At 47.0% G+C, this 21,844-nt stretch carries 37 protein-coding genes and 2 pseudogenes; 20 read left to right on the top strand and 19 right to left on the bottom strand.

All coding sequences use genetic code 11. From position 1 onward, the window contains the following. Positions 1–43: 43 nt before the first annotated feature. The 9 genes and pseudogenes from QUE34_RS22610 to kil all read right to left on the bottom strand — a co-directional run bounded on the left by QUE34_RS22610 (position 44) and on the right by kil (position 6,401). Complete coding sequence (locus tag QUE34_RS22610; RefSeq protein WP_001387389.1) at positions 44–1,207, bottom strand: site-specific integrase; 1,164 nt, start codon at positions 1,205–1,207, stop codon at positions 44–46. 131 nt (positions 1,208–1,338) lie between these two features. Continuing rightward, positions 1,339–1,434: pseudogene (locus tag QUE34_RS22605) on the bottom strand (helix-turn-helix domain-containing protein); the annotation flags it as partial. A 34-nt stretch (positions 1,435–1,468) separates the two neighbouring features. Continuing rightward, positions 1,469–1,720 (bottom strand): DUF4222 domain-containing protein, encoded by a 252-nt coding sequence (locus QUE34_RS22600; protein WP_000497817.1) that lies wholly within the window; start codon positions 1,718–1,720, stop codon positions 1,469–1,471. A gap of 48 nt (positions 1,721–1,768) precedes the next feature. Beyond that, positions 1,769–2,449 (bottom strand): lambda exonuclease family protein, encoded by a 681-nt coding sequence (locus QUE34_RS22595; protein WP_000186872.1) that lies wholly within the window; start codon positions 2,447–2,449, stop codon positions 1,769–1,771. After that, entirely contained in the window at positions 2,446–3,231 is a 786-nt protein-coding gene (bet, locus tag QUE34_RS22590; RefSeq protein WP_000100829.1) for a phage recombination protein Bet, read from the bottom strand. The genes QUE34_RS22595 and bet overlap by 4 nt, the downstream gene beginning before the upstream one ends. Before the next feature lie 5 nt (positions 3,232–3,236). Then, on the bottom strand, positions 3,237–3,533 hold the full coding sequence (locus tag QUE34_RS22585; RefSeq protein WP_000995032.1) for a host-nuclease inhibitor Gam family protein: 297 nt from the start codon (positions 3,531–3,533) through the stop codon (positions 3,237–3,239). Then, entirely contained in the window at positions 3,530–5,602 is a 2,073-nt protein-coding gene (locus tag QUE34_RS22580; protein WP_033865465.1) for a RecE family exodeoxyribonuclease, read from the bottom strand. Before QUE34_RS22580 ends, QUE34_RS22585 begins: the two co-directional genes overlap by 4 nt. 107 nt (positions 5,603–5,709) lie before the next feature. Further along, positions 5,710–6,096 carry a hypothetical protein gene (locus QUE34_RS22575; protein ID WP_016238038.1) on the bottom strand — a complete coding sequence of 129 codons (387 nt, stop codon included), beginning with the start codon at positions 6,094–6,096 and terminating at the stop codon, positions 5,710–5,712. An 83-nt stretch (positions 6,097–6,179) separates the two neighbouring features. Continuing rightward, positions 6,180–6,401: a cell division protein FtsZ gene (kil, locus tag QUE34_RS22570; protein WP_000560214.1), complete on the bottom strand. Its 222-nt coding sequence runs from the start codon at positions 6,399–6,401 to the stop codon at positions 6,180–6,182. Positions 6,402–6,857: 456 nt separating this feature from the next. On the opposite strand from kil, the gene QUE34_RS22565 reads away from it, so the two are divergent. Next, positions 6,858–7,067, top strand: a complete 210-nt coding sequence (locus QUE34_RS22565; RefSeq protein WP_000189936.1) for a hypothetical protein — start codon at positions 6,858–6,860, stop codon at positions 7,065–7,067. On the opposite strand, the gene QUE34_RS22560 is transcribed toward QUE34_RS22565, so the two are convergent. From QUE34_RS22560 to QUE34_RS22525, 8 genes and pseudogenes are all read right to left on the bottom strand, one after another. Then, positions 7,036–7,395: a hypothetical protein gene (locus tag QUE34_RS22560; RefSeq protein ID WP_215271210.1), complete on the bottom strand. Its 360-nt coding sequence runs from the start codon at positions 7,393–7,395 to the stop codon at positions 7,036–7,038. The two genes, QUE34_RS22565 and QUE34_RS22560, sit on opposite strands and share 32 nt — an antisense overlap. Before the next feature lie 31 nt (positions 7,396–7,426). Further along, the gene (locus QUE34_RS22555; RefSeq protein ID WP_151314344.1) at positions 7,427–8,140 is read right to left on the bottom strand and encodes a hypothetical protein; all 714 of its coding nucleotides are present in this window, start codon (positions 8,138–8,140) and stop codon (positions 7,427–7,429) included. A 3-nt stretch (positions 8,141–8,143) separates the two neighbouring features. Further along, positions 8,144–8,527 (bottom strand): transcriptional antitermination N peptide, encoded by a 384-nt coding sequence (locus QUE34_RS28675; RefSeq protein WP_000198445.1) that lies wholly within the window; start codon positions 8,525–8,527, stop codon positions 8,144–8,146. Between the two features lie 489 nt (positions 8,528–9,016). Further along, positions 9,017–9,181, bottom strand: coding sequence for a hypothetical protein (locus QUE34_RS22545; protein WP_000745483.1), 165 nt, complete (start codon positions 9,179–9,181; stop codon positions 9,017–9,019). A 2-nt stretch (positions 9,182–9,183) separates the two neighbouring features. After that, positions 9,184–10,231: pseudogene (locus QUE34_RS22540) on the bottom strand (serine/threonine-protein kinase). After that, positions 10,225–10,686: a RuvC family protein gene (locus QUE34_RS22535; RefSeq protein ID WP_001221211.1), complete on the bottom strand. Its 462-nt coding sequence runs from the start codon at positions 10,684–10,686 to the stop codon at positions 10,225–10,227. Before QUE34_RS22535 ends, QUE34_RS22540 begins: the two are co-directional and overlap by 7 nt. A 67-nt stretch (positions 10,687–10,753) precedes the next feature. Further along, a complete protein-coding gene (locus QUE34_RS22530; RefSeq protein WP_000885926.1) occupies positions 10,754–11,095 on the bottom strand; it encodes a DUF3024 domain-containing protein in 342 nt (113 codons plus the stop codon). A 60-nt stretch (positions 11,096–11,155) separates the two neighbouring features. Then, positions 11,156–11,863: a LexA family transcriptional regulator gene (locus QUE34_RS22525; RefSeq protein WP_000250473.1), complete on the bottom strand. Its 708-nt coding sequence runs from the start codon at positions 11,861–11,863 to the stop codon at positions 11,156–11,158. 78 nt (positions 11,864–11,941) lie between these two features. On the opposite strand from QUE34_RS22525, the gene QUE34_RS22520 reads away from it, so the two are divergent. The 12 genes from QUE34_RS22520 to QUE34_RS22465 all read left to right on the top strand — a co-directional run bounded on the left by QUE34_RS22520 (position 11,942) and on the right by QUE34_RS22465 (position 18,049). Then, positions 11,942–12,169: a helix-turn-helix transcriptional regulator gene (locus QUE34_RS22520; RefSeq protein ID WP_001180318.1), complete on the top strand. Its 228-nt coding sequence runs from the start codon at positions 11,942–11,944 to the stop codon at positions 12,167–12,169. A 138-nt stretch (positions 12,170–12,307) separates the two neighbouring features. Next, positions 12,308–12,604: a CII family transcriptional regulator gene (locus QUE34_RS22515; RefSeq protein ID WP_000438525.1), complete on the top strand. Its 297-nt coding sequence runs from the start codon at positions 12,308–12,310 to the stop codon at positions 12,602–12,604. Positions 12,605–12,618: 14 nt separating this feature from the next. Next, positions 12,619–12,837 carry a hypothetical protein gene (locus QUE34_RS22510; RefSeq protein ID WP_000438870.1) on the top strand — a complete coding sequence of 73 codons (219 nt, stop codon included), beginning with the start codon at positions 12,619–12,621 and terminating at the stop codon, positions 12,835–12,837. Between the two features lie 20 nt (positions 12,838–12,857). After that, positions 12,858–13,940 carry a DNA-binding protein gene (locus QUE34_RS22505; protein WP_286338889.1) on the top strand — a complete coding sequence of 361 codons (1,083 nt, stop codon included), beginning with the start codon at positions 12,858–12,860 and terminating at the stop codon, positions 13,938–13,940. A gap of 6 nt (positions 13,941–13,946) precedes the next feature. Continuing rightward, entirely contained in the window at positions 13,947–14,687 is a 741-nt protein-coding gene (locus QUE34_RS22500; RefSeq protein WP_077168052.1) for an ATP-binding protein, read from the top strand. 25 nt (positions 14,688–14,712) lie between these two features. Beyond that, entirely contained in the window at positions 14,713–15,483 is a 771-nt protein-coding gene (locus QUE34_RS22495) for a DUF1627 domain-containing protein (protein WP_000450868.1), read from the top strand. Between the two features lie 15 nt (positions 15,484–15,498). Then, a complete protein-coding gene (locus QUE34_RS22490; protein WP_286338888.1) occupies positions 15,499–15,894 on the top strand; it encodes a DUF977 family protein in 396 nt (131 codons plus the stop codon). A gap of 56 nt (positions 15,895–15,950) precedes the next feature. Then, positions 15,951–16,535: a DUF551 domain-containing protein gene (locus QUE34_RS22485; RefSeq protein WP_000206792.1), complete on the top strand. Its 585-nt coding sequence runs from the start codon at positions 15,951–15,953 to the stop codon at positions 16,533–16,535. 115 nt (positions 16,536–16,650) lie between these two features. Further along, the gene (locus QUE34_RS22480) at positions 16,651–16,755 is read left to right on the top strand and encodes a hypothetical protein (protein WP_001278450.1); all 105 of its coding nucleotides are present in this window, start codon (positions 16,651–16,653) and stop codon (positions 16,753–16,755) included. A gap of 245 nt (positions 16,756–17,000) precedes the next feature. Beyond that, complete coding sequence (locus QUE34_RS22475; protein ID WP_217821311.1) at positions 17,001–17,156, top strand: type I toxin-antitoxin system Hok/Gef family toxin; 156 nt, start codon at positions 17,001–17,003, stop codon at positions 17,154–17,156. A gap of 209 nt (positions 17,157–17,365) precedes the next feature. Continuing rightward, positions 17,366–17,545 carry a hypothetical protein gene (locus QUE34_RS22470; protein WP_000119356.1) on the top strand — a complete coding sequence of 60 codons (180 nt, stop codon included), beginning with the start codon at positions 17,366–17,368 and terminating at the stop codon, positions 17,543–17,545. Between the two features lie 18 nt (positions 17,546–17,563). Next, positions 17,564–18,049: a type II toxin-antitoxin system death-on-curing family toxin gene (locus QUE34_RS22465; protein ID WP_000818160.1), complete on the top strand. Its 486-nt coding sequence runs from the start codon at positions 17,564–17,566 to the stop codon at positions 18,047–18,049. A 50-nt stretch (positions 18,050–18,099) separates the two neighbouring features. On the opposite strand, the gene QUE34_RS22460 is transcribed toward QUE34_RS22465, so the two are convergent. Together QUE34_RS22460 and QUE34_RS22455 are read right to left on the bottom strand one after the other, a co-directional pair. Next, positions 18,100–18,417 (bottom strand): helix-turn-helix domain-containing protein, encoded by a 318-nt coding sequence (locus QUE34_RS22460; RefSeq protein ID WP_000042397.1) that lies wholly within the window; start codon positions 18,415–18,417, stop codon positions 18,100–18,102. After that, positions 18,410–18,706 carry a type II toxin-antitoxin system RelE/ParE family toxin gene (locus QUE34_RS22455; RefSeq protein WP_286338887.1) on the bottom strand — a complete coding sequence of 99 codons (297 nt, stop codon included), beginning with the start codon at positions 18,704–18,706 and terminating at the stop codon, positions 18,410–18,412. The genes QUE34_RS22460 and QUE34_RS22455 overlap by 8 nt, the downstream gene beginning before the upstream one ends. Before the next feature lie 416 nt (positions 18,707–19,122). Here QUE34_RS22455 and QUE34_RS22450 point away from each other — a divergent pair, with 416 nt between their 5' ends. From QUE34_RS22450 to QUE34_RS22420, 7 genes are read left to right on the top strand one after another with little or no spacing between them, the layout of a single operon-like run. After that, complete coding sequence (locus tag QUE34_RS22450; RefSeq protein ID WP_219380928.1) at positions 19,123–19,788, top strand: P22AR C-terminal domain-containing protein; 666 nt, start codon at positions 19,123–19,125, stop codon at positions 19,786–19,788. A 54-nt stretch (positions 19,789–19,842) separates the two neighbouring features. Further along, on the top strand, positions 19,843–20,253 hold the full coding sequence (locus QUE34_RS22445) for a recombination protein NinB (RefSeq protein ID WP_001076834.1): 411 nt from the start codon (positions 19,843–19,845) through the stop codon (positions 20,251–20,253). Continuing rightward, positions 20,250–20,441, top strand: a complete 192-nt coding sequence (locus QUE34_RS22440) for a NinE family protein (protein ID WP_001254268.1) — start codon at positions 20,250–20,252, stop codon at positions 20,439–20,441. Before QUE34_RS22445 ends, QUE34_RS22440 begins: the two co-directional genes overlap by 4 nt. A 23-nt stretch (positions 20,442–20,464) precedes the next feature. Next, a complete protein-coding gene (locus tag QUE34_RS22435) occupies positions 20,465–20,755 on the top strand; it encodes a DUF1364 domain-containing protein (RefSeq protein ID WP_000002238.1) in 291 nt (96 codons plus the stop codon). After that, positions 20,752–21,114, top strand: a complete 363-nt coding sequence (locus QUE34_RS22430; protein ID WP_097921315.1) for a RusA family crossover junction endodeoxyribonuclease — start codon at positions 20,752–20,754, stop codon at positions 21,112–21,114. Before QUE34_RS22435 ends, QUE34_RS22430 begins: the two co-directional genes overlap by 4 nt. Then, a complete protein-coding gene (locus QUE34_RS22425; RefSeq protein ID WP_000994511.1) occupies positions 21,111–21,299 on the top strand; it encodes a protein ninH in 189 nt (62 codons plus the stop codon). The genes QUE34_RS22430 and QUE34_RS22425 overlap by 4 nt, the downstream gene beginning before the upstream one ends. Beyond that, positions 21,296–21,814 (top strand): antiterminator Q family protein, encoded by a 519-nt coding sequence (locus QUE34_RS22420; RefSeq protein ID WP_023155362.1) that lies wholly within the window; start codon positions 21,296–21,298, stop codon positions 21,812–21,814. Before QUE34_RS22425 ends, QUE34_RS22420 begins: the two co-directional genes overlap by 4 nt. The last annotated feature ends 30 nt before the right edge of the window (positions 21,815–21,844 follow it).

Here is a 21,844-nt window from a genome sequence, read left to right as displayed (position 1 = left end):
CACCACTTGAAAGCGTGAGCTTAACTCATTCTAATTCAATTACTTATGCTTTCTTTGCATCCTCAAAAACCTCAGGGTGGGACAAATTTGGGACATCGTCACCCAATATGTCGTCAATTTTCCTCGCGTGCTCTGTCAAATGATTAGGTGCAAGGTGTGCGTACCTACGCACCATTTCGATAGACTCCCAGCCGCCCATTTCCTGAAGTACTGACAGTGGTACACCTGACTGAATTAACCAACTGGCCCAGGTATGGCGGAGGTCATGAAAACGGAAATTTTCAATTCCTGCCCGACGACATGCTGTTAACCACGATGTGTTATAGTCCAGGCGCATCTTTCTGATGCTTGGTGTCATTGTCCCGTCAGGCCTTCTGGCAGCAGTGGTATAAACAAACACCCAGCGGTGATGTTTGCCTATTTGATCACGCAACACCTTGCAGGCAGTGTCATTCAGTGCGACCCCAATAGCGCGGTTTGACTTACTGTCTTCAGGGTTTACCCAGGCAACACGTCGCTGCATATCGATTTGTTGCCACTCCAGATTAATAATGTTTGATCTCCTCAGGCCAGTTGCCAGTGCAAATTTAACTACAGATTTCAGGGGATCAGAGCATGCATCAATGAGTCTCCTGGCTTCTTCTTTTTCCAGCCATCTCACGCGTTTGTTTTTTACGGCAGGTATTTTGATTACAGGTGCTTTTTCAAGCCATTTCCAGTCTCGCTCTGCGGCGCGCAGAATAGCCTTGATCATTGCCAGGTGTGTTGCTTTTGTTTGCGTGCTCACCGATTTAGGTATATAGGCTGGTGGTTCTTTCCCTTTTCTTAATGCAGCCTCCACCTGCAACTTCCATCTCTCCTTTGTTTTTCGGTTATACGCTTTGCTGATAACTGAGTAGATCATTGCCTCCGATATATCCTTAATCCTTATTCCCTCGAAATGCTCAATCCAGAATGCGATTCTGGATTTATCGGAATCGATGGATTTCTTGTCGGCTTTTTCCTCAAGCCATCTCAGGCAGGCTTCTTCGAAAGTGACATCTGGCATATCCCCCAGTCTGTCTACTCGCCAGAGTTCTGCTTTTCGCTTGTCGTGCAACTCCTGAGCTTGCCGCTTGTCCTTTGTGCCAAGAGACTCCTTAATTCGCTTCCCGCCCGGGAGCGAGTACGAGGCGTACCATATTTCACCTCTGCGGAAGAGTGACATTTTCTTTCCTCTGTTATGCCATCACCCGCGCTCACCTGGACAGTATGCAGCGGTGAATGAAGTGCTGCAATGCAGGCTTGCCGGGTTGTGAGATAAGGTGATCTTTTACCGGAAGAATTTTTTCGGGTTGCCTGTAGTCGGCCCGTTCGTATCCAGTTAACAGCTGTTGGCCTTGATATCTTGAGAAACTTACAGGCCTCTTTGAGGGTGATACTGTGTGAATCCATATTTTCGCCATTAAAAACCGCCCGAAGGCGGTTGTCAGTTGATTGATATGCGGCGCATTTTTCGAAGGCTGGCAATATGCTTTTCCTTCTCAATTTCTGCTTTAATCATGTGTAGTTCGTTGTGATCGATTCGCTCAAATTCTGCATTAAATGCGCTAATTGAAGCGGCTCTGGTTCTCCCATCCAGCCTGCGGAAGATTACCTGCGTCAGAGTGATTTTGCAGACTTCAACCGGATAGTTGTTGGCATCGACGAAAGACTGCCCGCGCTGGATTAGAACGAACACCGGTAGTATTCCTTAATTGTCATATCATTTGCACCTCGTTGCTACTGGCTATCGCCATTGCTCCCCAAATACAAAACCAATTTCAGCCAGTGCCTCGTCCATTTTTTCGATGAACTCTGGCACCATTTCGTCAAAACCAGCCATGTATTTTTCATCCCGCTCAATCACGACATAATGCAGGCCTTCACGCTTCATACGCGGGTCATAGTTGGCAAAGTACCAGGCATCTTTTCGTGTCACCCACATGCTGTACTGCACCTGGGCCATGTAAGCCGATTTTATGGCCTCGAAACCACCGAGCCGGAACCTCATGAAATCCCGGGAGGTAAACGGGCATTTCAGTTCAAGGCCGTTGCCGTCACTGCATAAACCATCGGGAGAGCAGGCTGTACGCATACTTTCGTCGCGATAGATAATCGGGGATTCAGTAACATTCACGCCGGAGGTGAACTCAAACAGGACTCTGGCGTCGTTCTCGTATTGTTTTCCCCAGGCCAGTGCTTTGGCATTAACTTCCGGAGCCACACCGGTGCAAACCTCAGCAAGCAGGGTGTGGAAGTAGGACATTTTCATGTCAGGCCATTTCTTTCCTGAGCGGGGTTTTGCTATCACGTTGTGAACTTCTGAAGCGGTGATGACGCCGAGCCGTAATTTGTGCCACGCATCATCCCCCTGTTCGACAGCTCTCACGTCGATCCCTGTACGTTGCAGGATAATGTCCGGTGTCATGCTGCTACCTTCTGCTCTGTGACTTTCTGTTTCAGGAATCCAAGAACCTTCACAGCTTCAGCCTGTGTTAGTTCTGAAGATGTATAAATGTTGCGGCGAAAAATCTGGGAACAGAGCGGCAACAGGTCGTCATCCCACGTTTTTTCCATGGAAGTAAGAAGGGCGTTAATTTCCGACATGGTTTCTTCGTTAACCGGGGTGATGTCGCGTTCCGGCTGACGTTCTGTAGTATATGCAGTATTTTCGACAATACGCTCGGCTTCATCCTTGTCATAGATGCCAGCAAATCCGAAGGCCAGGCGAGCACACTGAATCATGGCTTTGTGCCGTAACATCCGTTTGGGATGCGACTGCCACGGTCCGGTGATTTCTCTGCCTTCGCGGGTTTTGAATGGTGCGCGGCGACATTCATCCATCCACTCGGTAACGCAGATCGGGTGATTGCGATCTTTGCGGTAAATCCGGCATGTACAGGACTCATTGTCCTGCTCAAAGTCCATGCCATCAAACTGCTGGTTTTCATTGATAATGCGGGACCAGCCATCAACGCCAACCACCGGAACGATGCCGTTCTGCTTGTCAGGGAAGGCGTAAATTTCTTTCGTCCAGGGATTAAGGCCGTACTGGTTGGCGACGATCAACAATGCGATAAATTGCGCATCGCTGGCATCACCTTTAAATGCCGTCTGGCGAAGAGTGGTGATTAGTTCCTGTGGGTCGACAGAATCCATGCCGACACGTTCAGCCAGCTTCCCTGCCAGCGTTGCGAGTGCTGTACTCATCCGTTTTATACCTCTGAATCAATATTAATTTGGTGACGGGCGATGGTTTCAGCCATGTAGCGGATGTGTTCTGCCATGCGTTCCTGAAAATCGACATCGTCATCAAATGCACGGGAAATAGCTTTTTTGCTGGCCCCGTGACGTTGCAGATTATCGATGCATAGCGATTCAAACAGGTGTTGGGGCAGACCTTTTTCCAGGTCGTCTGCCAGCTCAGCTTCAGTTTCTTCACGGGCAATTTGCTGGTAGTGTCGTGCCCATGACTGCTCTTCAATGCGATCGGGGATAAGCCAGGCATTCATGATTTATCACCTCCGAAATTTTCAAGCCTGTTGGCAATCATGATGGCGATATCAGGGATTGCTGGCGCTGTGGCTATACATGCGGGGTTGGCGCACAAACCATAGACGGCGGCAATCACGAGCTGTCTTTTCCAGTCGAGAGTTACTGGCTCAGAATTGGCGTCATCGCCGGACGTATCACTGCCTGGCTCGTTCTGAACAACGGTTTCGCCCTCCTGAGCGGCATCAACAGAGTTTTCCTGAATGATCTTCTCCTCAGTTTGTGCTGAGTCTTCTCCATCAGCGGCGTCATTTTCTCCAAAAGTTTCAGCGTAAGTTTCATCTCCCATTACTGGACCACAGTCAGGGCAATGGCCGCCACCGTTCTGACTGCATGTGGTGCAAACCTTTTCCACTTCCTGTTGCATTACTGGCCCTGGCTGTTGCTCTTCTGGCCCGTTTTGTTGCGTATCCGGGCTGTTTTGTCCCGCTTCTGGGGCAATTTGTTCCACTTTGGACTGATTCTGGTCCTCAGTGTCGCGAGTCTGGATCCCCTTCACCCACTTCGGATCAGCAGGGTTACTGATGCCTTCAACGAATTCTCCACGCGAGGCAGCCAGTAATTTGTCGGCATCGACTGGATTTTTTGGGGGGATGTTTTCCCTGGCTTTATTGAGTTCCTCCCTCAGTTCCTGGTATTTCGTTTCTACAGATGAGACATTTTCCAGTGATTGCGTGTCCTCATTATGTTTAACTGGAATTTCTTCCACTGATTCAGGCGCTGCCTGTTCATTAGCCATTGTGTCCGATGCTTGTTGCTTTTCTTCATCGCCATGTTTTCCTTCTGCTGTTCCGCGCTGCGGCATCGGTGCTGATGAGCGACCGCAGGCAATTTCCACGATTTCCGGATCCGGGTTAGCGTGATCGGTTTCGGTCAACACTTTGTTGAGATATTCAGTCACGCGTGCCGGGATGGCCTCAATGCCGATTGGTGCTTCTTTCACGGAAGCCACCACAATGGCGCGGGAATAATCCAGCCCACCGGGCATGGCGATAAATTTGTCGCGAAAAACAGAAAAGGGCGGCTTATTCTCTGACACGATTTCTTCAACGCGTTTTGCGTGTGCTGGGTGCAGGTTATAAATATCCACATCCATTGAACGGGCCAGAACGCCGGTGGCTACATCTCGTGCGAGTGATGTCTTATCATGTTTGAATCCTTCACCACGATCGGTAATATTTCCGCCGCCAGCGTTAGCACCGGAAGGCGTACGGGTAATGCCTGAAACATAATTTCCGTTCTGCCATTCTTTTGTCAGCAGGCCCTGATCAAGGTAGTCAGTTTTCATCCAGGTGGAAATGAACTTGTCGAATTCAGCCGGGCTGATGCGATGATTTGCAGAGTGGGGGAATGCTTTCCCTACAGATTCAGCCAGGCGACTAAGGTGATAGTTCGTCAGTTTATCCAGTTCATGATGCGCGGCGCGCACAGCAGTAAGCAGGCTCTGAAGGTAACTGTCCTCTGTGTCCATCTCCATACGGATCACGTTATTGCGTTGTTCTGGTGTGGCATGATGCCGGTATTTTCCATCTTCATCTTTGCTGAATAAGAAGAGGTGAAGGAAGCGATGAGTAAGGCTCAGAGTGGCGACGGGAATTTCACACTCAGAACAGTCATCGTCGCTGTCCGGGGATTCGCTTTTCTCCACATCATCCGGAATAGTTCCGTCCAGGTTATCGTTGTCATCGCCAGCAGTTGTGGCATCTTCACCGTTGATGTTGTCATCGAAGGGGATAGCCATCATGGTGATGCCATCGTTACCGCCTTTTTCATAGCGGTTGCAGAATTCAGTATCAAACACGCCTTCCGGTGGAAGGTCATTCACGACGGGGAAATTTACGCGAACGGGTTTTTTGAAATCATCCTCGTCGTAGCCTGCATCGTCCATGGCTGCAATGCAGCGGGAAACTGCGACAGAAAGTTTTCTGGCCTCGGTCCAGAAAAAACCGCCTTTGATGCCAAGGCGTTTTCTGACTTTATCGTTTTTTGCTTCGCAGTGTAGTGCAAAAGTCTGTTTATCAGCGCTCATTGTATTTAAACCTCTGGCTGGATTAGAATTAGCGGCCCTTTGTCTGATTTCTCCGAATACGGTGACGCAGGGAGAAATCCGGTAGCCTGCGCTGCCGGATTTTTATTTCAGTGGAAGGTTGCCTGGTTTGCTGTTTTGTGAGTTGTTTTTCCCTTTTCGTGCTGGCATTCAGGGCAGTCGCACTCAGAATTTTCTCTTGCAAACTCAAGAGCCTGTGCAAGTGTATGGATTTGTTGTACTCCAATGTTGCTTCTGACAACTTCACGTGCAGCATGAATATATGGGCTTGGTGTTTTGCCATTTAACCCACATAAAACAAAACGACTGTCCTTATATTCGTTATTTCCAACTTCTGTAAGCACTGAAAAAGAAAATACAAAGTCGATTTTGTATTCTTTGCATATTTTACTGATGCGTTCTGCAATTTCTTTGAGTTCATTTATTGCATCAGGACTGGTTTCGGAAAATATTTCATTTTGCGCAAGTTCTTTCATTTTGATTTTTCCGTGATTGATAATTAATGCGGTTTTATTTCGGCTTGTCTGTTACAGATATGGAAGGTGTATTTTATTACTCGTCACAACGACGCTGCTTTTACGGGTAAGCCATCGCGCCCGATGAAAACTTTAATCATGCAGTCGGTAATGCATGTTTTTGTTGTGAAGTTACGAATATAGAGTTTTCTCTTTTCAATATTGTTTGCTGAAGCGATATATGTCCGACCTTCATGAAGAACATAATCGCCAGGCGTCACGCACTGACGTGGTATTTCATCAGTTCCGAAGTGATGAGCAATCATAATTATCTCCATTTTCACAAATGAACTTTGTTGATGCGGTGCCAGGTGCCTCCAGGTGACGTTAACCAGTTAACAACTAACGCCGGGTCAGGGGACGATGACTTTCCGTGACATCCTGTCGGTTTAACTGTTCCGCGTGCGCATAGCCGCATTCACCGCATCACAAAATTCACTTTAAAAAGGGCGGACATCAGCAATCGGCAAACCGATGTCCGCCAAGGGCTACACACAGCAATGTTGTTATTCACAACCGGAAGCGCACGGTCGAAGAAATCTAACGACAAGCCTTCAATGGGAAAGAGTCTTCGCCGTGCACTTTCGTGTTGTACCCTGGCTTTCAGGGTAATGTCTGTTCAGTAAACTGAGAGTGCCGGAACTTACCCGTGTCCGGCGCACGATCTCCACCTCACCCGTGGAGAACTCCTCAACTACAAACCCCGTAAGGAGAGTGAATTTATGACACAAGAAGAAAAAGTGATGTTTCTGATGCGGCTGGCTGTCGATACCTACAACACACAATTCAGGGAGAAAGATATACCTCAAAAGGCAGTTCCTGCCGCGGTAGATAAGGGCGGTGCTATTGCCGTATTTTACGATGCATTTGAATCATTTTTTGATGAAAAACTCGACGCTGTTAGCGACTTCGGAACATCGAGTAATAAATAACGTTCATTACGGTTCTTAAACAACAATCAGTGGGCTTGATGTTGTTCTTTTCAAGCTCACTTGCCATCACTTCCATTATTCTTGCACTTACACGAATTATTTGGTGGCTGTAAGCGACGCAACTGTCGCTGATATTGCTGTTTATTTCTATTACTTCATTTTCACTGGCGGCGCTAAATTTGGATATGCCGTTTCCATTGTCCTGTTTTAGTGCTGTTTCCGCCATCCGGATGCGTTCCTGCGTTGCGGAATTTGGGCTAAGTCGATAAACCTGTCTGGCATCTTCCAGAAGCATGGCGATAATATGCTTCAGTTCTGTTTCGTTCATAGTTAACTCCGGTAGTTGCAATTTATTAATATCAGGCGGTCAGCTCTTTAAGCTTCTGAACTGCTTTATTCATTTCATCCATACAGTCGATGAATTCGTCCAGTTTAAGCTGCATTTTTCCGGCGGCCTGAAGAATTTCAAGTTTTAAGGGCGCAAGTTTTTTGTTGAATACATCATCTTCCTGGCGTTTTTTCTCCGCAATTTCGGCGGCTTTCAGCAATTCTTCAGCCTGTTTTCTGAGTGTTTCTGGTGAAGGTGATACTGCTTTGAGGTTATTCATTTCAGGTTCCTGTTGTTGCAGAATTAATTTGTTGCATTCTCTGCGTGAGCGTTTCATTGCAGATTCGCACTTCTTGCAATAAATGGCTCTCCCGTCACGCTTGCTGGCATCTGAATAAAAATCATTGACTGATTTTGTCTGCCCGCATTTGGTACATAATTTTGATTGAAGGTCCTTAATGATTGTGACGTTTCCTTCCCGTTTGGGATATCCATATTTTTTGTGGCGGAAAAAGGTTACTCCGTTACCAGAACCTTCTTTTCTGACCTTAAATACAATGATGCTTTCCCGTTTATCGATAAAATCGATGAGCTGGTTTCTCTCCTTTCCTGACAGTTCGGCAAATGTCTTAACTTTTTTAGTAACTTCCGCAAGGCGAACGCCATCAGGCATTTTTTCAACGAAGTTTTTAATCTCTGCAAGCGGACGCCATAATTTTTGCGGCAAAACTGAAGGCGTGGTCATCAATCACCTCGCTGTTAGTTGTTTGGATTTCCGGTAGCCTGCCGCGTAAAGAGCTACGTTTGGAAGACATACACCAGTTTCTGGTTGCTTATGTCCAAACTCATTCGCGTACACAATGGCTGCTCGCTCCAGATTGCGTCTGTATTCTTTCTGTTGCCAGATCACGTCCTGTGCCATGAACTTAATTGGCTTAGCGTCTTCTATGCGCTCAGGCGTTTCGTGAGTACCTTTAGCCTGAATCTGCGCTCTGCTTAGAGTAGGGCGGTGTAATACTTCTGAACTTATTGCTTCTTCGCGGGCCAGCACGCCGTTAGCTAATGCCTTTGCCTTTAAACGCTCACGACGACGAGAACGTGAATTGCCTTTGAACTGAGTTCTGCGTGTCATATAGACCTCCTGATGAACTTTGGTGGTGTGGTAGGTGGGAGACCCATTTCGACCTGTTTCGGCCTACTTCAATTCGGCAATAGTCCCGCAGGCCTCGCCGCTTTACGTGCGACATATTCCCGTCCATGAACCCTTCACCACACCCCAAAGTTCACTTTGGTTATTGCGCTTTGTCAGCGCCGTAGATTCATATTCGAATCGTTGTATATTCACCGCCCTGGTGAGTAATGCGTCCTGCTGATGACGATAATAATGAACCAATAGTTCGACATTATCAAGAACTATTGGTACGAATTTTGGTGATTTATTAACTCTACGAAGTATGATTCTGATATATAAGGAAATTTATTTTTGAAAATGTGGCTGATGAAGGTTATGCGGCAGGGATCAGAACTGCATGGTTTAGCGAGTTACATCAATAAATACAATGAGTTATGTTTTTTTAGGTGGGGGATCGTGAGGCAAAGAAAACCCGGCGCTGAGGCCGGGCTAGATTTTAAAGTATTTATCTTTTAGAGATGTAGATGTAAAACTTTTCGCCTTTGAAAATTTTTTGTCATCAGAAGGGCTTATGAACTCATCTTTTTTGTAGGGAACCGCTAATGCTGCATCACGTCTGCGAGGCAGCTTGCTTACTTCCTCGCGCTTTTTCATGATCAGTTATCCTTTAATAACCTATACAGTTTTGTAGGGGTACATCCTGAGGATATTGTTAAGTTCGTAGCACGCCTTTTCCGCCCATCATCGTATAAACGAAAACCAGTAGTAGACGAATTTTCTGCGTCAAAAACTATAGACAGTATAGCGTCCCCAGACTTTTTTTGCCATTCGCATGTGCCGTTAGTTGGTTTCGTCATCTGTAGACGCCAGTCAAGAACGCCATCACTTATAGCTGAGAGATCGTTTAGTACATCTAGTACGGATTGATATCTTTCATTTGGATCTACATGAATGCATTTGTTCACTATTGTTATTAATTTTTTATGTATATGGGGAGGATACTCTTTTAATGGATAGCAGCCATTAATTATCGACTCTCTGAGTTGTTCAATCGTGCTAAATGCAGATCTTTCTCTTTCAAAATTATCATGTCCAACACACATTCTATATATGGTTAATCCTGCCTGATATATGTCATATGTGAAATTATAATCATTTGTTGATAAAGAAAAATATTCCGGTGGCACATGAAAATGATATCCAAACTCAGGCGCAGCTCTCGATTCCTCATTGACTAACTGAGATAATCCAAAGTCAGATAGCATGGCCTCATTTCTGTTTGATATCATAATGTTATTAGGTTTTATATCAAAATGCATAAGACCTTTTGAGTGTATATGATAAAGTCCACTTAAAAATTGAATGGAATACCGTATTATCTCCCTGCTTGTAAGATTATTTTTTTTTCATTAATTGGTTTAGCGAACCATTATGATAAAATGGCATGGCTATATAGATATTGCTCTCACATTGAGCAGCATACTGAACTTGCACAATATTTGGATGTGCATGTTTATAGAGAAGCCTTGCTTCATTAAAGTAGTCGTCGTGGTTAGTGTTTTCTTTTTTTTCTATTTCTTTAATCACCAAGTCATGAGCTAGGTGTCTGTCATGAGCCAGATATACTTTTGAAAAACAACCCTGTTCTTCTAGATCACTAATCCATTCGAATTCTACATCAGCTCTTTTGTATGGAGTTAGCATCCCCTTACCTCCGCAGATAGAGCAGCCAAAACAGCTTCATTTGTTTCAGTTGTAAAACCAGAATTATCGATTCCATTTATATTGCGGTGTGACTTCAATATTTCTTTATACTCGATCTCTGTTAGGTTCAATGATGATTTCATGCCAGATTTTCTAATAGTGTAATATTTTCTTACATCACTGCTTGAAAATGCTTCTTGAATAACAGCTTCTATATAAAGGCGGTCAATGCTAAGATTATCAGAGTTTGATTCAGTAACGCGTATGGCAGCTAATTCAACATTATATAAATTAAGAATGTCGAGGATGTTATTTCTCACATACTTTAATTTTTCTGGTGTGTCTAAGGTCGAAGGTATTTTAATAACATCAACACATTTGAGTGCAGACTCATTAGTGCAATATACAACAAAAGATGTAACTTTGGGCGCCGCTCTAACACCTAGTATTCTCATTTTTTATATCCTATTTTAGAATCAGGCCGCATCTCTGCGACCATCCATCATCCAAACGTCTCTTCACTCATCCGAAGAAGCAGCAATCCGGGTCAGCACGCACAAGCTCAAGCGCATCAGTCAGCGAAAGTTCAGTACTGTACTGATGCCATTTCATATCCTTCCGCATCCAATAGATTTTCCATCTATCCAGAGAACGTATGTACTTGATTCTTGCTGATGGCAGGATGTTTGTTTCACCTGGGTTGCCCTGCCACACGGGGCGCTGTTCGCCGATATCTATCGTTTGGTCATTGATGCTATAAACAATATCCAGTTCATTGCGGATATGTTCAGGCGGCCTTATGCTTTCAATGAATTGGTGAACTTCTTTTTTGACCGCTTGATATTCAAGGTCAGTGAACGCCATCTATCCTCCTCACCCAAACGTTTCTTCTGGCCACTGGTTACCAGCTATGTGACGATGAAGTCACGAACTTTTCAGCCACTCCCTTGCCTCGATGTCATCCAGATGGCGAGATTGCTTCAGAATACCAGCTACATACTCCACCTTTGCTACTTGATGATAAGGCAACGTTATAGGCCTGTGATCCTGGTTAATGCTTGTAAATTGGTATTCTCCATCTCTGTCATAGCCAAGAACCTTAATCATGTTGTGTCCTTCAACGGTTCTGACAAACACCTCATCACCCGGGAATACTTTGGTGTTAGGCTCAATGAGTACATATTCTCCTGATTTTATTCTGGGCCACATGCTGTCTCCTTTCACACGAAGGCCAAAGGCATCTGGATCATCGCTATAAATTTTGAGCCACCCATCGCGCTCTTCGGTCATCTCGATGGCACCATCAACACCAAGAATTGCCTCACCAACCACGCGCACTAACCCTTTTTTTAATTTGCCAACAAATGAAAGAGTATCTTCATCATTCGCTCCATTTAACGAAGTGCCGTGCTGAAGCCAAACAACATCAACGTTTAGAAATTTCGCAAGCGCATTCATTTTTTCCTGACGCGGTAAAGACTCAGCATTAAACCATTTGCTAACGCCTTTGGACGAAAGAGAAAGGGCACGGGCTATAGCCATTCCCCTACCATGTTCATCAAGACCAGCTTCTTTACAGGCTTGCGCTAGCCGCTGGGCGAATTCTTTGCGCACTTTTTCATTCTGAACCATGAGTACGATACTAAAGCACTTGCAAAAACTTTCAGTTCAATCATAATGCGTACTGAAAGTACGAAAAAGGATATCCCTATGCAAAATCTTGATGAGCCGATTAAAGGTGTCGGCATCCCTGAAGTTGCGAAGGCTTGTGGAGTTAGCGAAAGGGCTGTCTATAAGTGGCTCAAAAACGGCTTCCTCCCTAAGACTGAGTTTTTTGGGAAAACGAAATACGCATCAAAAATCGAAGAGATTTCTGGTGGCAAATATCAAGCAAGCGAAATGCTTGAAATAAGCAAAAAGAACCTTCTGGCTGCATAAGTAACACCGCTATTTTCACAATGGACATTCGTCCTACGTCGCTGACAAAGCGAGCCCCAAGATATCTGACCAACTAAGGCCATATGCGTTTCCACGCATACCTTTCAACTAGCTATTCACTATTGGAAATCTTAAGAAATGGAACAAACAAGTTACAGCAAACTGTCACAGCGCGATATCGATCGCGCTGAAACGGATTTACTTATCAACCTGTCAGCTCTGACGCAAAGGGGACTGGCGAAGATGATTGGCTGTCATGAATCGAAGGTCAGTCGTACCGACTGGCGATACATCGCGGCTATTTTATGCGCGTTTCAGATGGCATCTGATATCAGTCCGATCAGCCGGGCTTTCCAGCATGCCATTAACGTTCATGCAAATAAAAAACGTCCGGTTGGGGCCGGACGTTCTGAGCAAATCCTGATGAATATCTGATATTCAGGCAGGGCATGGAGCAATACACGGGAATAATTCTGCCACATCTGGAAGAATTTCGCCAGCAACAACACCAACCGCAGCAGCCTGAAGCCGATTGGGTTAACCCGGAGATACCGGGACCGTCTGTGAAGATGTGCAGTCACACCAATGTGCAGTCACACCAACCGCAGCAGCCTGAAGCCGATTGGGTTAACCCGGGAGATACCGGGACCGTCTGCGGTATGGAGTAAATCTTGTATGCGAGGGGAGTATGCGTAATTACGCAACAATTTCACCTCAGTTCTGGTTAGGCGAAACAGGGAGAAAACTAAGGAAGTCTGGTCCGGAATGTATGGTAGTGGCGTTGTATATGATGACCTCGCCTCATTCCAATATGCTGGGCCTTTATTACCTGCCTGTTTTGTACATTGCTCACGAAACCGGACTTGATCCTGAAGGGGCTTCTAAGGGGCTTCAAATGGCTTGCGAGGCTGGTTTTTGCAGCTATGACCATGATTCTGAGGTTGTATGGGTGCATGAAATGGCAGCATGGCAGGTTGGTGAATCGCTGAAACCTGGCGATAACCGTTGTGCTGGGGTAAGAAATGAATATTCCGCGTTGCTGGAAAATCCTTTTTTATCATCCTTTTATGATAGATATAAGGATGATTTCCACCTGGATGTCAGACGTGAATCATGTCGGAAAATTGAAGCCCCTTCAGAGCCTCTTTCAAGCCAAGAACAGGAACAGGAACAAGAACAGGAAAGGGATAAAACCCTTCTGGTCCATGGCGAAAAAATCGCCACGGACCCGCAGGGGGATTTTTGTCCTGTTCTGACTGAACGTCCAGGACCAGCTGGCACGACACCGGAAGCAGATTCCGGGCGTTGTGTGCAGCAGGTGCTGATCGTCGAACCGGAGCAACAACGCCAACCGCAGCAGCCTGAAGCCGATTCCGCGATGAGCGGGAAGCCGATTAGGTTAACCCGGGCGATGCCGGGACCGTCTGCGGGACGAGTTGATTATCCTGACGTGTTCGAACGGGTCTGGCGTGAATATCCGCATCGGGCAGGGTCAAACCCGAAGAAATCCGCGTTCAATGCCTGGAGGGCCAGATTACGCGAAGGGGTGTCACCGGATGTCGTGCTGGATGGCGTGAGGCGTTACGCAAGATACCTGGAGGCTACCGGGAAAGCGGGAACTGAATTTGTTCAGCAGGCATCGACGTTTTTTGGCCCGAACAGGAATTTCGAAAATCCGTGGTCGCTGCCGAAGGCTGGCGCAGTCAGCCTGCGTTGCGTGAATCACATTTCTGAACCGGACACCGAAATTCCGCCGGGGTTCAGGGGGTAATCAGCCATGAAAAACATTTCGACAGGAGGGATTCTTGAACGGGTGCGCCGTCTGGCACCACCGCACGTGGCAGCACCGTTCCGGACGACCGACGAGTGGCGGGAATGGCAACTGGCTGAGGGCCGGAAGCGCAGCGAGGAAGTTAACCGCCAGAATCACCAGACGCGGGTTGAAAAAATCCTGAATCGTTCGGGCATCCAGCCGCTTCACAGGAAGTGCTCATTCGGGAACTACCGGGTGCAGAACGACGGTCAGCGCCACGCTCTGAGCCAGGCGAAATCCATCGCCGATGAATTGATGACCGGGTGTACAAACTTCGTGTTCAGCGGTAAACCCGGCACCGGGAAAAATCACCTTGCAGCAGCGATTGGCAACCGGCTGATGGCGAAGGGGAGAAGCGTGATTATCGTCACCGTGTCCGATGTCATGAGTGTGTTGCATGACGGCTATGACAACGGCAAGTCTGGTGAGAAATTTTTACAGGAGCTTTGTGGAGTTGACCTTCTGGTCCTTGATGAAATTGGCATGCAGCGGGATACGCGCAACGAGCAGGTCATACTGAACCAGATCGTCGACCGCAGAACGGCATCACTGCGCAGTGTCGGGATGCTGACGAACCTGAATCACGCAGCGATGAGCACACTCCTCGGCGAGCGGGTGATGGACCGTATGACCATGAACGGTGGTCGTTGGGTGAATTTTAACTGGGAGAGCTGGCGATCAAACGTTGGGCGTCAGGGTATGTGAGAATTTTTGACGAGGTAAATTTTCGATGGAAACCGTACTGCATGCACTGAAAGCGATGGGAAAAGCCAATTCTGTTGAACTGGCGGCGCGGCTTGATATCAGCCGTGAAGAAGTTCTCAACGAACTGTGGGAGCTCAAAAAAAATGGCGTTGTTGATAAAACGGGTCACACCTGGTTTCTGGCTGTCGAAGGTGAAGCCGGGGTAACCGAAGGGCAGGCACTACAACCTGAAGCGCCGGATGTGGTAACCGAAGAGGTCGCTCCAAAAGTTACCGCAGACATGATGATTGAGTTTATCGATCAGGATGGGGCTAAAACGTGTGAGGAACTGGCGGGGAAGTTCGGTGTCAGCACTCGTAAGGTTGCTTCCACGTTGGCGGTGGTAACAGCAACGAGACGCCTGGTACGCGAGATCAGCAACGGAAAATTCCGTTACAAAATGCCTGATGTCGAAAACGGCGATTTGAGCGCTTTATCATCGCAGAATAAGCAATCACACCATGACGCAGAAAACAGCGCGGCAGGCGATGAAATGAATCGTTTTCCGTTGGCATCAGAGAGCACGGCAAAGGCCAGTACAGATGAGTTTATCCGAGAAGTTCCATCATTCACCGAAAAATCTGCCAGTTCGGTGATGCTTCCATCGCTGCATGCTGCCAGTCGAGAACTTCGTCGCGCCAAAAAACAGGTCCAGAAGTGGGAGCGAGTCTGCGCCGCGCTGCGGGAGCTGAACAAGCACCGGGATATTGTTCGACAGATTGTCGATTCATCCGGTCGTATTGTGTCGGAAAAGTGATTGCCGGAGGCGCTTATGGCGAAACCTTTTACACACGAACAGCGGGAAGAACTGAAGGCACGAATTATCGGATTGGTACGCAAAAATGAACGCATGACGATATCGCAACTGGAGAGAGCGACGGGAGCAGGCTGGCATTCAGTCAGACGTTGCCTTGTGGATGTACTGGCTTGTGGCGATTTATACATGTCCGGTAAATACGGTGTTTTTGCATCAGAACAGGTGTATCGCGTATGGCGTAAGACACCGGAGAAAACAACTGACCAGACATTGATTCGAAAGTTACCAGACGGAGAAATTCGCCGCTACGATAGACGCCTGAACATAATCTGTCGCGAGTGCCGGAATAGTGAAGTTATGCAGCGCGTGCTGGCTTTCTATCAGGAGAATTTTCAGGAGGCGGTACTGTGAGTAAATTAGCTATCAGTCTTCAATTGTCGCTGGCATTCGCATCAAAGGAGAATGAGATGACCACTTTTACAAAAGAGCAGTTAATCAGTCATGTTAGTGAAAATGTAAAGGCGATGAAATTTGCAGTAAAACAGACAGCATTCAAAAATTCTCTCGAGGCAATTGAGTTGGATTTAGCACTGGCCCTTGTTGCTCAGGCTTCGCTGGAAGCAGAGCCCGTGCTTTATATGAATCGATTTACCGGAAAGACATTCTCACTGGAAGAGCAACCCGGTGCTGATAAGGAACCGGAAATATACGTGCCGCTATATGCTGCCCCGCCAGACAGCGCTGCCATGCTTCAGGCTGGAAACTTTCGGGAAAAGAAGGGTTCGTCAACCAATAATTTTCGGGAAATCTCGGAAACGTCAACCAACCATCCGGTAACTCTGGATGGTTGGATAAGCTGTAGTGAGCGAATGCCGGATGACGGTCAGCACGTAATTATTTTATGTGATGGCGCATTCGTTCTTTATGCGCAATATCGAGACGGTGAGTTTTTTGATGTAGTCCGTGATGGTGATGAATTTTTCGAAACACAGAGCCGCAATGTAACCGACTGGATGCCGCTACCAGAACCGCCGCAGGAGGTGCGCCAATGAACTGGCCTGAAGCATTTGCAATTACAGGCGTTGCTATGGCTATCGCTTTTTTAGTATATGTTATTTGTCGGTGGGGGTAAAAACGTTCGCCGGGATTAACACCAAAGGAGGGAATATGTCGGATGATATATCACTGGCAATGGAAGGTGCGCTGGCTGTTATTGCTGTTGTGGGCGTTTACTGCCTGGTTGTGTTTTTGATGGATCGACTAGGGAACTGAATTCATTACGATATGGGAATTCCCATATCGGGTAAAAACGGTTTGCGGTAAAGCGAGAGTTAAGCAGAATTGCTGCGGGTGCTTGAGGCTGTCTGCCTCGGGCATGCCACCGTAAGGCAGACAGAGAAAAGCCCCAGTTAACATTACGCGTCCTGCAAGACGCCTAACATTAATCTGAGGCCAATTTCATGCTAGACACATGTAGGTTAGCCTCTTACGCGCCGAAAGGCAAGGAGAAGCAGGCTATGAAGCAGCAAAAGGCGATGTTAGTCGCCCTGATCGTCATCTGTATTACCGTCGTAGTGACGGCACTGGTAACGAGGAAAGACCTCTGCGAGGTACGAATCCGAACCGGTCAGACGGAGGTCACTGTCTTCACAGCTTACAAACCTGAGGAGTAAGAGACCAGGCGAGGGAGAAATCCCTCGCCACCTCTGATGTGTCAGGCATCCTCAACGCACCCGCACTTAACCCGCTTCGGCGGGTTTTTTCACGTACTGTGGTTGTGAATACGATTGGTATTAGGCTATGCTAACAACATTAGCCTGACTAATTTTGTATTGACTTGATTTTTGTTAAAGAACAGGACGGAGAAGTAAGGGTACACCCAATGAGCTACGCACTAAAAAAACACCCGCGATTGACTATTCCCCCTCGCGATAAAAGCGTTGTGGCAGCTCCGCGCCCGGCTATCGATGAAAATTGCACTCATCGTGAGCAGGTGAAAAATGCTTTCGATTTCGGTTTTTCTCGTTACGAGAAGGCAATGGAAGAACTTTCAAAAGTGTAATGATGGGTATTGTGCTCTATGGCTGAGATTGTTGAAGGAGTGCACTACCTTTCGTTTGATGATCTTACCGAAATTAATCGCCTTTTAATTGAGCTTCAAACACCAGATGAACCTGTTAGTGTGCTGAGTGTTGATAATTTAAGTTCTTCTCAGTCTCGTCCCAGCATGGTTCGATGGTATGAACAGACTAATGACATGTTTGTACTGGCATCAGTATTGATTGAAAGTCTGATTCAGAATCATCCATTTGCTAATGCAAACAAACGAACAGCTATGATGGCTGGTTATGTCTTCTTGTTGTTGAATGGCTATGAGTTAACAGCACCAGGCGATGAAATCGTGGAAATGGCAGAGGGACTGGCCTGCAAAACCTATACTCGAGAAGATCTCGAGAACTGGTTGTGTTATTGGTCTCGTGCGTATGACAGCCGGGAATTATGTAAAACAGGCGCAACTATTGTTTTGTATGAAACTATCAAGCTTAAAATAGAACAGCAAAACTAAAGGTGCTTCTAATGAAAACCCGCTTCGGCGGGTTTTGTTGTATTGGAGTATCATGATATTACCTGGATTCCGTTTTTCTCTACGACTGAAAGAAGGCGAAGAGCGGCACCTCCCGGCCGTTTTACACCACGTTCCCAGTCTGATATCAGGTTTTTACTGACGTTGAGGTATCTGGCAAAAACAGGTTGAGACAGATGCTCTCGTTCGCGCAGTGCACGGATCCTTTCCGGAGACATTACCGGCGCTGGCTGGAGACAAGTTTCATCGAATTCTCGCATAGTCTGTTTCGTTACTGCGCCGATATCATGAAGCGATTCCATCATTTCATGTACGGATGCAAGCGCATCACTGCGGTAATTTTTACTCATTGGGTACCTCCGTAAACTGACCCTGTAGAATCAGTTGTGCCAGTTGTTCATCTGTTAGATTGAGTACGTGAGGAGCCGCCTTCCGAAATGCACTTTCCGCAGTAGCGGTTATATTTTCACGTTCATTTTTTGCGTATGCATATACGAAAAAGGCCCTTGTGCCGACGCGATAGAAAATGATTGTGCGATAACCGCCAGATTTGCCGCCACCGACTCGTGGCAGACGTTGCTTGAGAACGCCGTTACCCAGGTTTGCTGAGATAAGCCCGTTATCAGCCTGTTTAACCATTTCGCGCAGTGACTGGTCGGATATTTTGTTTTGCGTGTAAATCGCTCAAACCAGGCGTTTTTAAAAATGCGCATTTTTTGTTCCGTTATTAATGTATAACACATAGTGTTACATTGCGTAGGGATCTGCAATGCCATCAGTTTGACAACGTCGCGTGTTCGGGGCTATATTCCTCACGCGCCAGCAAAACCTGGCGTCGGGATTAGCACCCCGGATATCGAAACGGTGCATAACCGCGCTGGCGGTTTTTTTATGCGCTAAGCACAGTCACATTCGCGATTTATGGCGGGCTGTGTGGGGGAGCCGAAAGGCTCGCCGGATGTTTCGACCGGTAGTGCTAACCCCGCACAGTTCGCCACCACGATGATTAGCACCTGACGGTGGCGAGGTAAAAATTATCGAAACGCGAGGTCATTATGGCTGTTCAAATTTCTGTCGAAAACCTTTCCCCTGTTACCTATAACCAGATCCCCGTAATTACTACTGAACTGTTGGCTCACCTTTACGGAACAAAAATCAAAAACATTTCTGATAACTTTCTGAACAACACGACGCGATTCATGCCCGGAAAGCATTACTTTAAAATTGAAAAAAACGAATTACGCGAGTTTAAGAACAGACCCGAAACAATCGGGTTAGTTGGTAAAAATGCCCGCTCCCTCATCCTCTGGACAGAACGCGGCGCAGCCCGTCACGCAAAAATGCTCGAAACCGATCGGGCGTGGGAGGTATTCGAAAAACTGGAAGACTGCTATTTCAGCCAGGGAAAAACAGCACCAACCGAACAGCAGCCGCAGATTCAGCCACAATTCACAGCCGAAGAAATCATCCTCCTTTGCTACATGCAGCTCTGGATGGAAAAAGCCCAGAACATCAGCAAACACCTGTATCCCATTATGAAAGAGCTGAACTCCTCATACACGAACAAGCTGTATGACATTGCGTTTGAAACCATCTACATGGTGACGAAGAACAGAGACGCGCTACTGCGGGAGGCGGCACGGCTTGACCAGTCAAGTTTCGTTATCCAGCGGGCCAGACCAATGCTGAAAAGCCTGCGGGCAAGACAATTTGAATTCTGAAACTAAAGGAGCTTCGGCTCCTTTTTTGTTGGGAAAATCCAGTGAGAGGGAATAATGAACCAGACTATCTTCCTCCGAAGTAAGCAGCAGCAACAATTCGCCATTAACGCCATCCTTGCAACAACTCTCGATAAAGACAAACCCGTTACGATCCGCATCACCGATTACAAGCGGAATCTCGATCAAAATGCCAAATTTCACGCGATGGTCGCTGATATCTCCCGACAGGTTCAGTGGTGCGGCAGATGGCTAAAACCAGAACAGTGGAAAGTTTTGTTAATCAGCGGTCATGCCGTGGCGACAAAACAGGAAGCTGATGTTTTGCCAGGTCTTGAAGGTGAATACGTCAATATCCGCGAAAGCAGTGCGCAGATGAGCGTGAAGCGTATGGCAAGCCTGATTGAGTACACAACTTCCTGGGCTGTGGAGCAGGGTGTCAGATTTACCGACAGGAGGTATGAATGAGACGACAGCGACGAAGCATTACCGATATAGTCTGTGAAAACTGCAATTACCTTCCAACGAAACGCTCCCGAAATAAACCCAGGCCAATCCCCAACGAATCTGATGTAAAAACCTTCAATTATACGTCTCACCTGTGGGATGTCCGGTGGCTCAGACGTCGTGCAAGATTTAATAGTCACTCCGGATAGTTCAATGTACGAGGAATAAGATGATGGCAAACCTACGCAAAGAAGCGCGTGGCAGAGAATGTCAGGTACGGATTTACGGCGTATGCAATGGCAATCCTGAAACTACAGTTTTGGCGCATTACCGAATAGCTGGAATTTGCGGAACGGGAATGAAGCCAGATGACCTGTTGGCTGCATGGGCCTGTAGTGACTGCCATAATGAAATCGATCGCCGTACTCGCATTCTCGACAACAACGACGCCAGACTTTACCACCTGGAAGGCGTGATCAGGACGCAGGCGATATTGCTGAAGGAGGGGAAGATTAAGTCATGAATGAATATGAGTTTGTGCTTCCCTGGCCGCCGACGGTGAATACCTACTGGCGAAGACGGGGAAGCCAGTACTACATCAGCGATAAAGGCCAGAAATACCGAAAAGACGTACAGCAAATCATCCGGCAACTCAGATTAGACATTTTCACTAAATCACGACTTCGCATCACAATTATTGCTGAACCACCAGATTCCCGCCGTCGCGACCTCGATAACATCCTGAAAGGTTTACTCGACTCTCTTATCCACGCCGGATTTGCGGAAGACGACGAGCAATTCGATGACATTCGCGTAATTCGCGGCGTGAAAGTGCCAGGCGGAAGGCTTGGAATAAAAATCACCGAACTGGAGAACGTATGAACGCCACAATTCAAACGATACCAGAGCTTCTTATCCAGACACGAGGCAATCAGACCGAAGTGGCGAGGATGCTTTCCTGCGCAAGAGGAACAGTGCTCAAGTACAACCGAGACAGAAAAGGCGAGCGTCACGTAATAGTTAACGGCGTCCTGATGGTCAAACAGGGCAAGAGGGGAAGACGATGAGCATAAGAGAACTAAACCTCACCAAAGAACAGCACGATTGGCTGAATGGCTGGCTTGAACTGTGGGGCGCATGGGTTTATTCAGGCCGCCTGGAAAAGCGCATGAGCAGCGTAATAGCGAAGTTCATGGAGAGCGTAGAGCCGGGAAGAGTTATGACAAGGCCAATGTGCAATGATGATGATGGAATGTTGATTTCTCAGGTCGTCGATTCCGTCATGTACATTGACAAAAAAGCCTTTGGCATCCTCCTCAGCTACTACGCTCATGGTTCATCTAAGCGAGCAATTGCATCCTACTATCACGCGACTGCAAAGCCACGCAAGATGTGTGGACGTGGTGGCGAGGGATGGAGAAAACCTTCACTGGCAACCTGTAGAAACGAAATTGACGACATCCTGAAAGCGTCATTATTTGTTTTGTACCAACCAATGCAAAATGCTTTCAAAATGCGTAAACGTGTTGAGAAAGTTAAGCATGTTGCTGTTAAAAACCTTGACATGCAATTAGCCATTTAGCCATAATTAGAGGGTAAGCTGCCGTTAGTG

Source organism: Escherichia sp. KS167_9B, from assembly GCF_030295215.1.
Lineage (GTDB): Bacteria > Pseudomonadota > Gammaproteobacteria > Enterobacterales > Enterobacteriaceae > Escherichia > Escherichia coli_F.
This window is presented reverse-complemented; position numbering and strand designations above follow the sequence as displayed.

Bases quoted from the DNA above. Each gene is read 5' to 3' on its own strand.
- QUE34_RS22610 (WP_001387389.1), bottom strand. From the start codon at position 1,207: ATGTCACTCTTCCGCAGAGGTGAAATATGGTACGCCTCGTACTCGCTC.
- QUE34_RS22595 (WP_000186872.1), bottom strand. From the start codon at position 2,449: ATGACACCGGACATTATCCTGCAACGTACAGGGATCGACGTGAGAGCT.
- bet (WP_000100829.1), bottom strand. From the start codon at position 3,231: ATGAGTACAGCACTCGCAACGCTGGCAGGGAAGCTGGCTGAACGTGTC.
- QUE34_RS22585 (WP_000995032.1), bottom strand. From the start codon at position 3,533: ATGAATGCCTGGCTTATCCCCGATCGCATTGAAGAGCAGTCATGGGCA.
- QUE34_RS22580 (WP_033865465.1), bottom strand. From the start codon at position 5,602: ATGAGCGCTGATAAACAGACTTTTGCACTACACTGCGAAGCAAAAAAC.
- QUE34_RS22575 (WP_016238038.1), bottom strand. From the start codon at position 6,096: ATGAAAGAACTTGCGCAAAATGAAATATTTTCCGAAACCAGTCCTGAT.
- kil (WP_000560214.1), bottom strand. From the start codon at position 6,401: ATGATTGCTCATCACTTCGGAACTGATGAAATACCACGTCAGTGCGTG.
- QUE34_RS22565 (WP_000189936.1), top strand. From the start codon at position 6,858: ATGACACAAGAAGAAAAAGTGATGTTTCTGATGCGGCTGGCTGTCGAT.
- QUE34_RS22560 (WP_215271210.1), bottom strand. From the start codon at position 7,395: ATGAACGAAACAGAACTGAAGCATATTATCGCCATGCTTCTGGAAGAT.
- QUE34_RS22555 (WP_151314344.1), bottom strand. From the start codon at position 8,140: ATGACCACGCCTTCAGTTTTGCCGCAAAAATTATGGCGTCCGCTTGCA.
- QUE34_RS28675 (WP_000198445.1), bottom strand. From the start codon at position 8,527: ATGACACGCAGAACTCAGTTCAAAGGCAATTCACGTTCTCGTCGTCGT.
- QUE34_RS22545 (WP_000745483.1), bottom strand. From the start codon at position 9,181: ATGAAAAAGCGCGAGGAAGTAAGCAAGCTGCCTCGCAGACGTGATGCA.
- QUE34_RS22535 (WP_001221211.1), bottom strand. From the start codon at position 10,686: ATGAGAATACTAGGTGTTAGAGCGGCGCCCAAAGTTACATCTTTTGTT.
- QUE34_RS22530 (WP_000885926.1), bottom strand. From the start codon at position 11,095: ATGGCGTTCACTGACCTTGAATATCAAGCGGTCAAAAAAGAAGTTCAC.
- QUE34_RS22525 (WP_000250473.1), bottom strand. From the start codon at position 11,863: ATGGTTCAGAATGAAAAAGTGCGCAAAGAATTCGCCCAGCGGCTAGCG.
- QUE34_RS22520 (WP_001180318.1), top strand. From the start codon at position 11,942: ATGCAAAATCTTGATGAGCCGATTAAAGGTGTCGGCATCCCTGAAGTT.
- QUE34_RS22515 (WP_000438525.1), top strand. From the start codon at position 12,308: ATGGAACAAACAAGTTACAGCAAACTGTCACAGCGCGATATCGATCGC.
- QUE34_RS22510 (WP_000438870.1), top strand. From the start codon at position 12,619: ATGGAGCAATACACGGGAATAATTCTGCCACATCTGGAAGAATTTCGC.
- QUE34_RS22505 (WP_286338889.1), top strand. From the start codon at position 12,858: ATGCGTAATTACGCAACAATTTCACCTCAGTTCTGGTTAGGCGAAACA.
- QUE34_RS22500 (WP_077168052.1), top strand. From the start codon at position 13,947: ATGAAAAACATTTCGACAGGAGGGATTCTTGAACGGGTGCGCCGTCTG.
- QUE34_RS22495 (WP_000450868.1), top strand. From the start codon at position 14,713: ATGGAAACCGTACTGCATGCACTGAAAGCGATGGGAAAAGCCAATTCT.
- QUE34_RS22490 (WP_286338888.1), top strand. From the start codon at position 15,499: ATGGCGAAACCTTTTACACACGAACAGCGGGAAGAACTGAAGGCACGA.
- QUE34_RS22485 (WP_000206792.1), top strand. From the start codon at position 15,951: ATGACCACTTTTACAAAAGAGCAGTTAATCAGTCATGTTAGTGAAAAT.
- QUE34_RS22480 (WP_001278450.1), top strand. From the start codon at position 16,651: ATGTCGGATGATATATCACTGGCAATGGAAGGTGCGCTGGCTGTTATT.
- QUE34_RS22475 (WP_217821311.1), top strand. From the start codon at position 17,001: ATGAAGCAGCAAAAGGCGATGTTAGTCGCCCTGATCGTCATCTGTATT.
- QUE34_RS22470 (WP_000119356.1), top strand. From the start codon at position 17,366: ATGAGCTACGCACTAAAAAAACACCCGCGATTGACTATTCCCCCTCGC.
- QUE34_RS22465 (WP_000818160.1), top strand. From the start codon at position 17,564: ATGGCTGAGATTGTTGAAGGAGTGCACTACCTTTCGTTTGATGATCTT.
- QUE34_RS22460 (WP_000042397.1), bottom strand. From the start codon at position 18,417: ATGAGTAAAAATTACCGCAGTGATGCGCTTGCATCCGTACATGAAATG.
- QUE34_RS22455 (WP_286338887.1), bottom strand. From the start codon at position 18,706: ATGGTTAAACAGGCTGATAACGGGCTTATCTCAGCAAACCTGGGTAAC.
- QUE34_RS22450 (WP_219380928.1), top strand. From the start codon at position 19,123: ATGGCTGTTCAAATTTCTGTCGAAAACCTTTCCCCTGTTACCTATAAC.
- QUE34_RS22445 (WP_001076834.1), top strand. From the start codon at position 19,843: ATGAACCAGACTATCTTCCTCCGAAGTAAGCAGCAGCAACAATTCGCC.
- QUE34_RS22440 (WP_001254268.1), top strand. From the start codon at position 20,250: ATGAGACGACAGCGACGAAGCATTACCGATATAGTCTGTGAAAACTGC.
- QUE34_RS22435 (WP_000002238.1), top strand. From the start codon at position 20,465: ATGGCAAACCTACGCAAAGAAGCGCGTGGCAGAGAATGTCAGGTACGG.
- QUE34_RS22430 (WP_097921315.1), top strand. From the start codon at position 20,752: ATGAATGAATATGAGTTTGTGCTTCCCTGGCCGCCGACGGTGAATACC.
- QUE34_RS22425 (WP_000994511.1), top strand. From the start codon at position 21,111: ATGAACGCCACAATTCAAACGATACCAGAGCTTCTTATCCAGACACGA.
- QUE34_RS22420 (WP_023155362.1), top strand. From the start codon at position 21,296: ATGAGCATAAGAGAACTAAACCTCACCAAAGAACAGCACGATTGGCTG.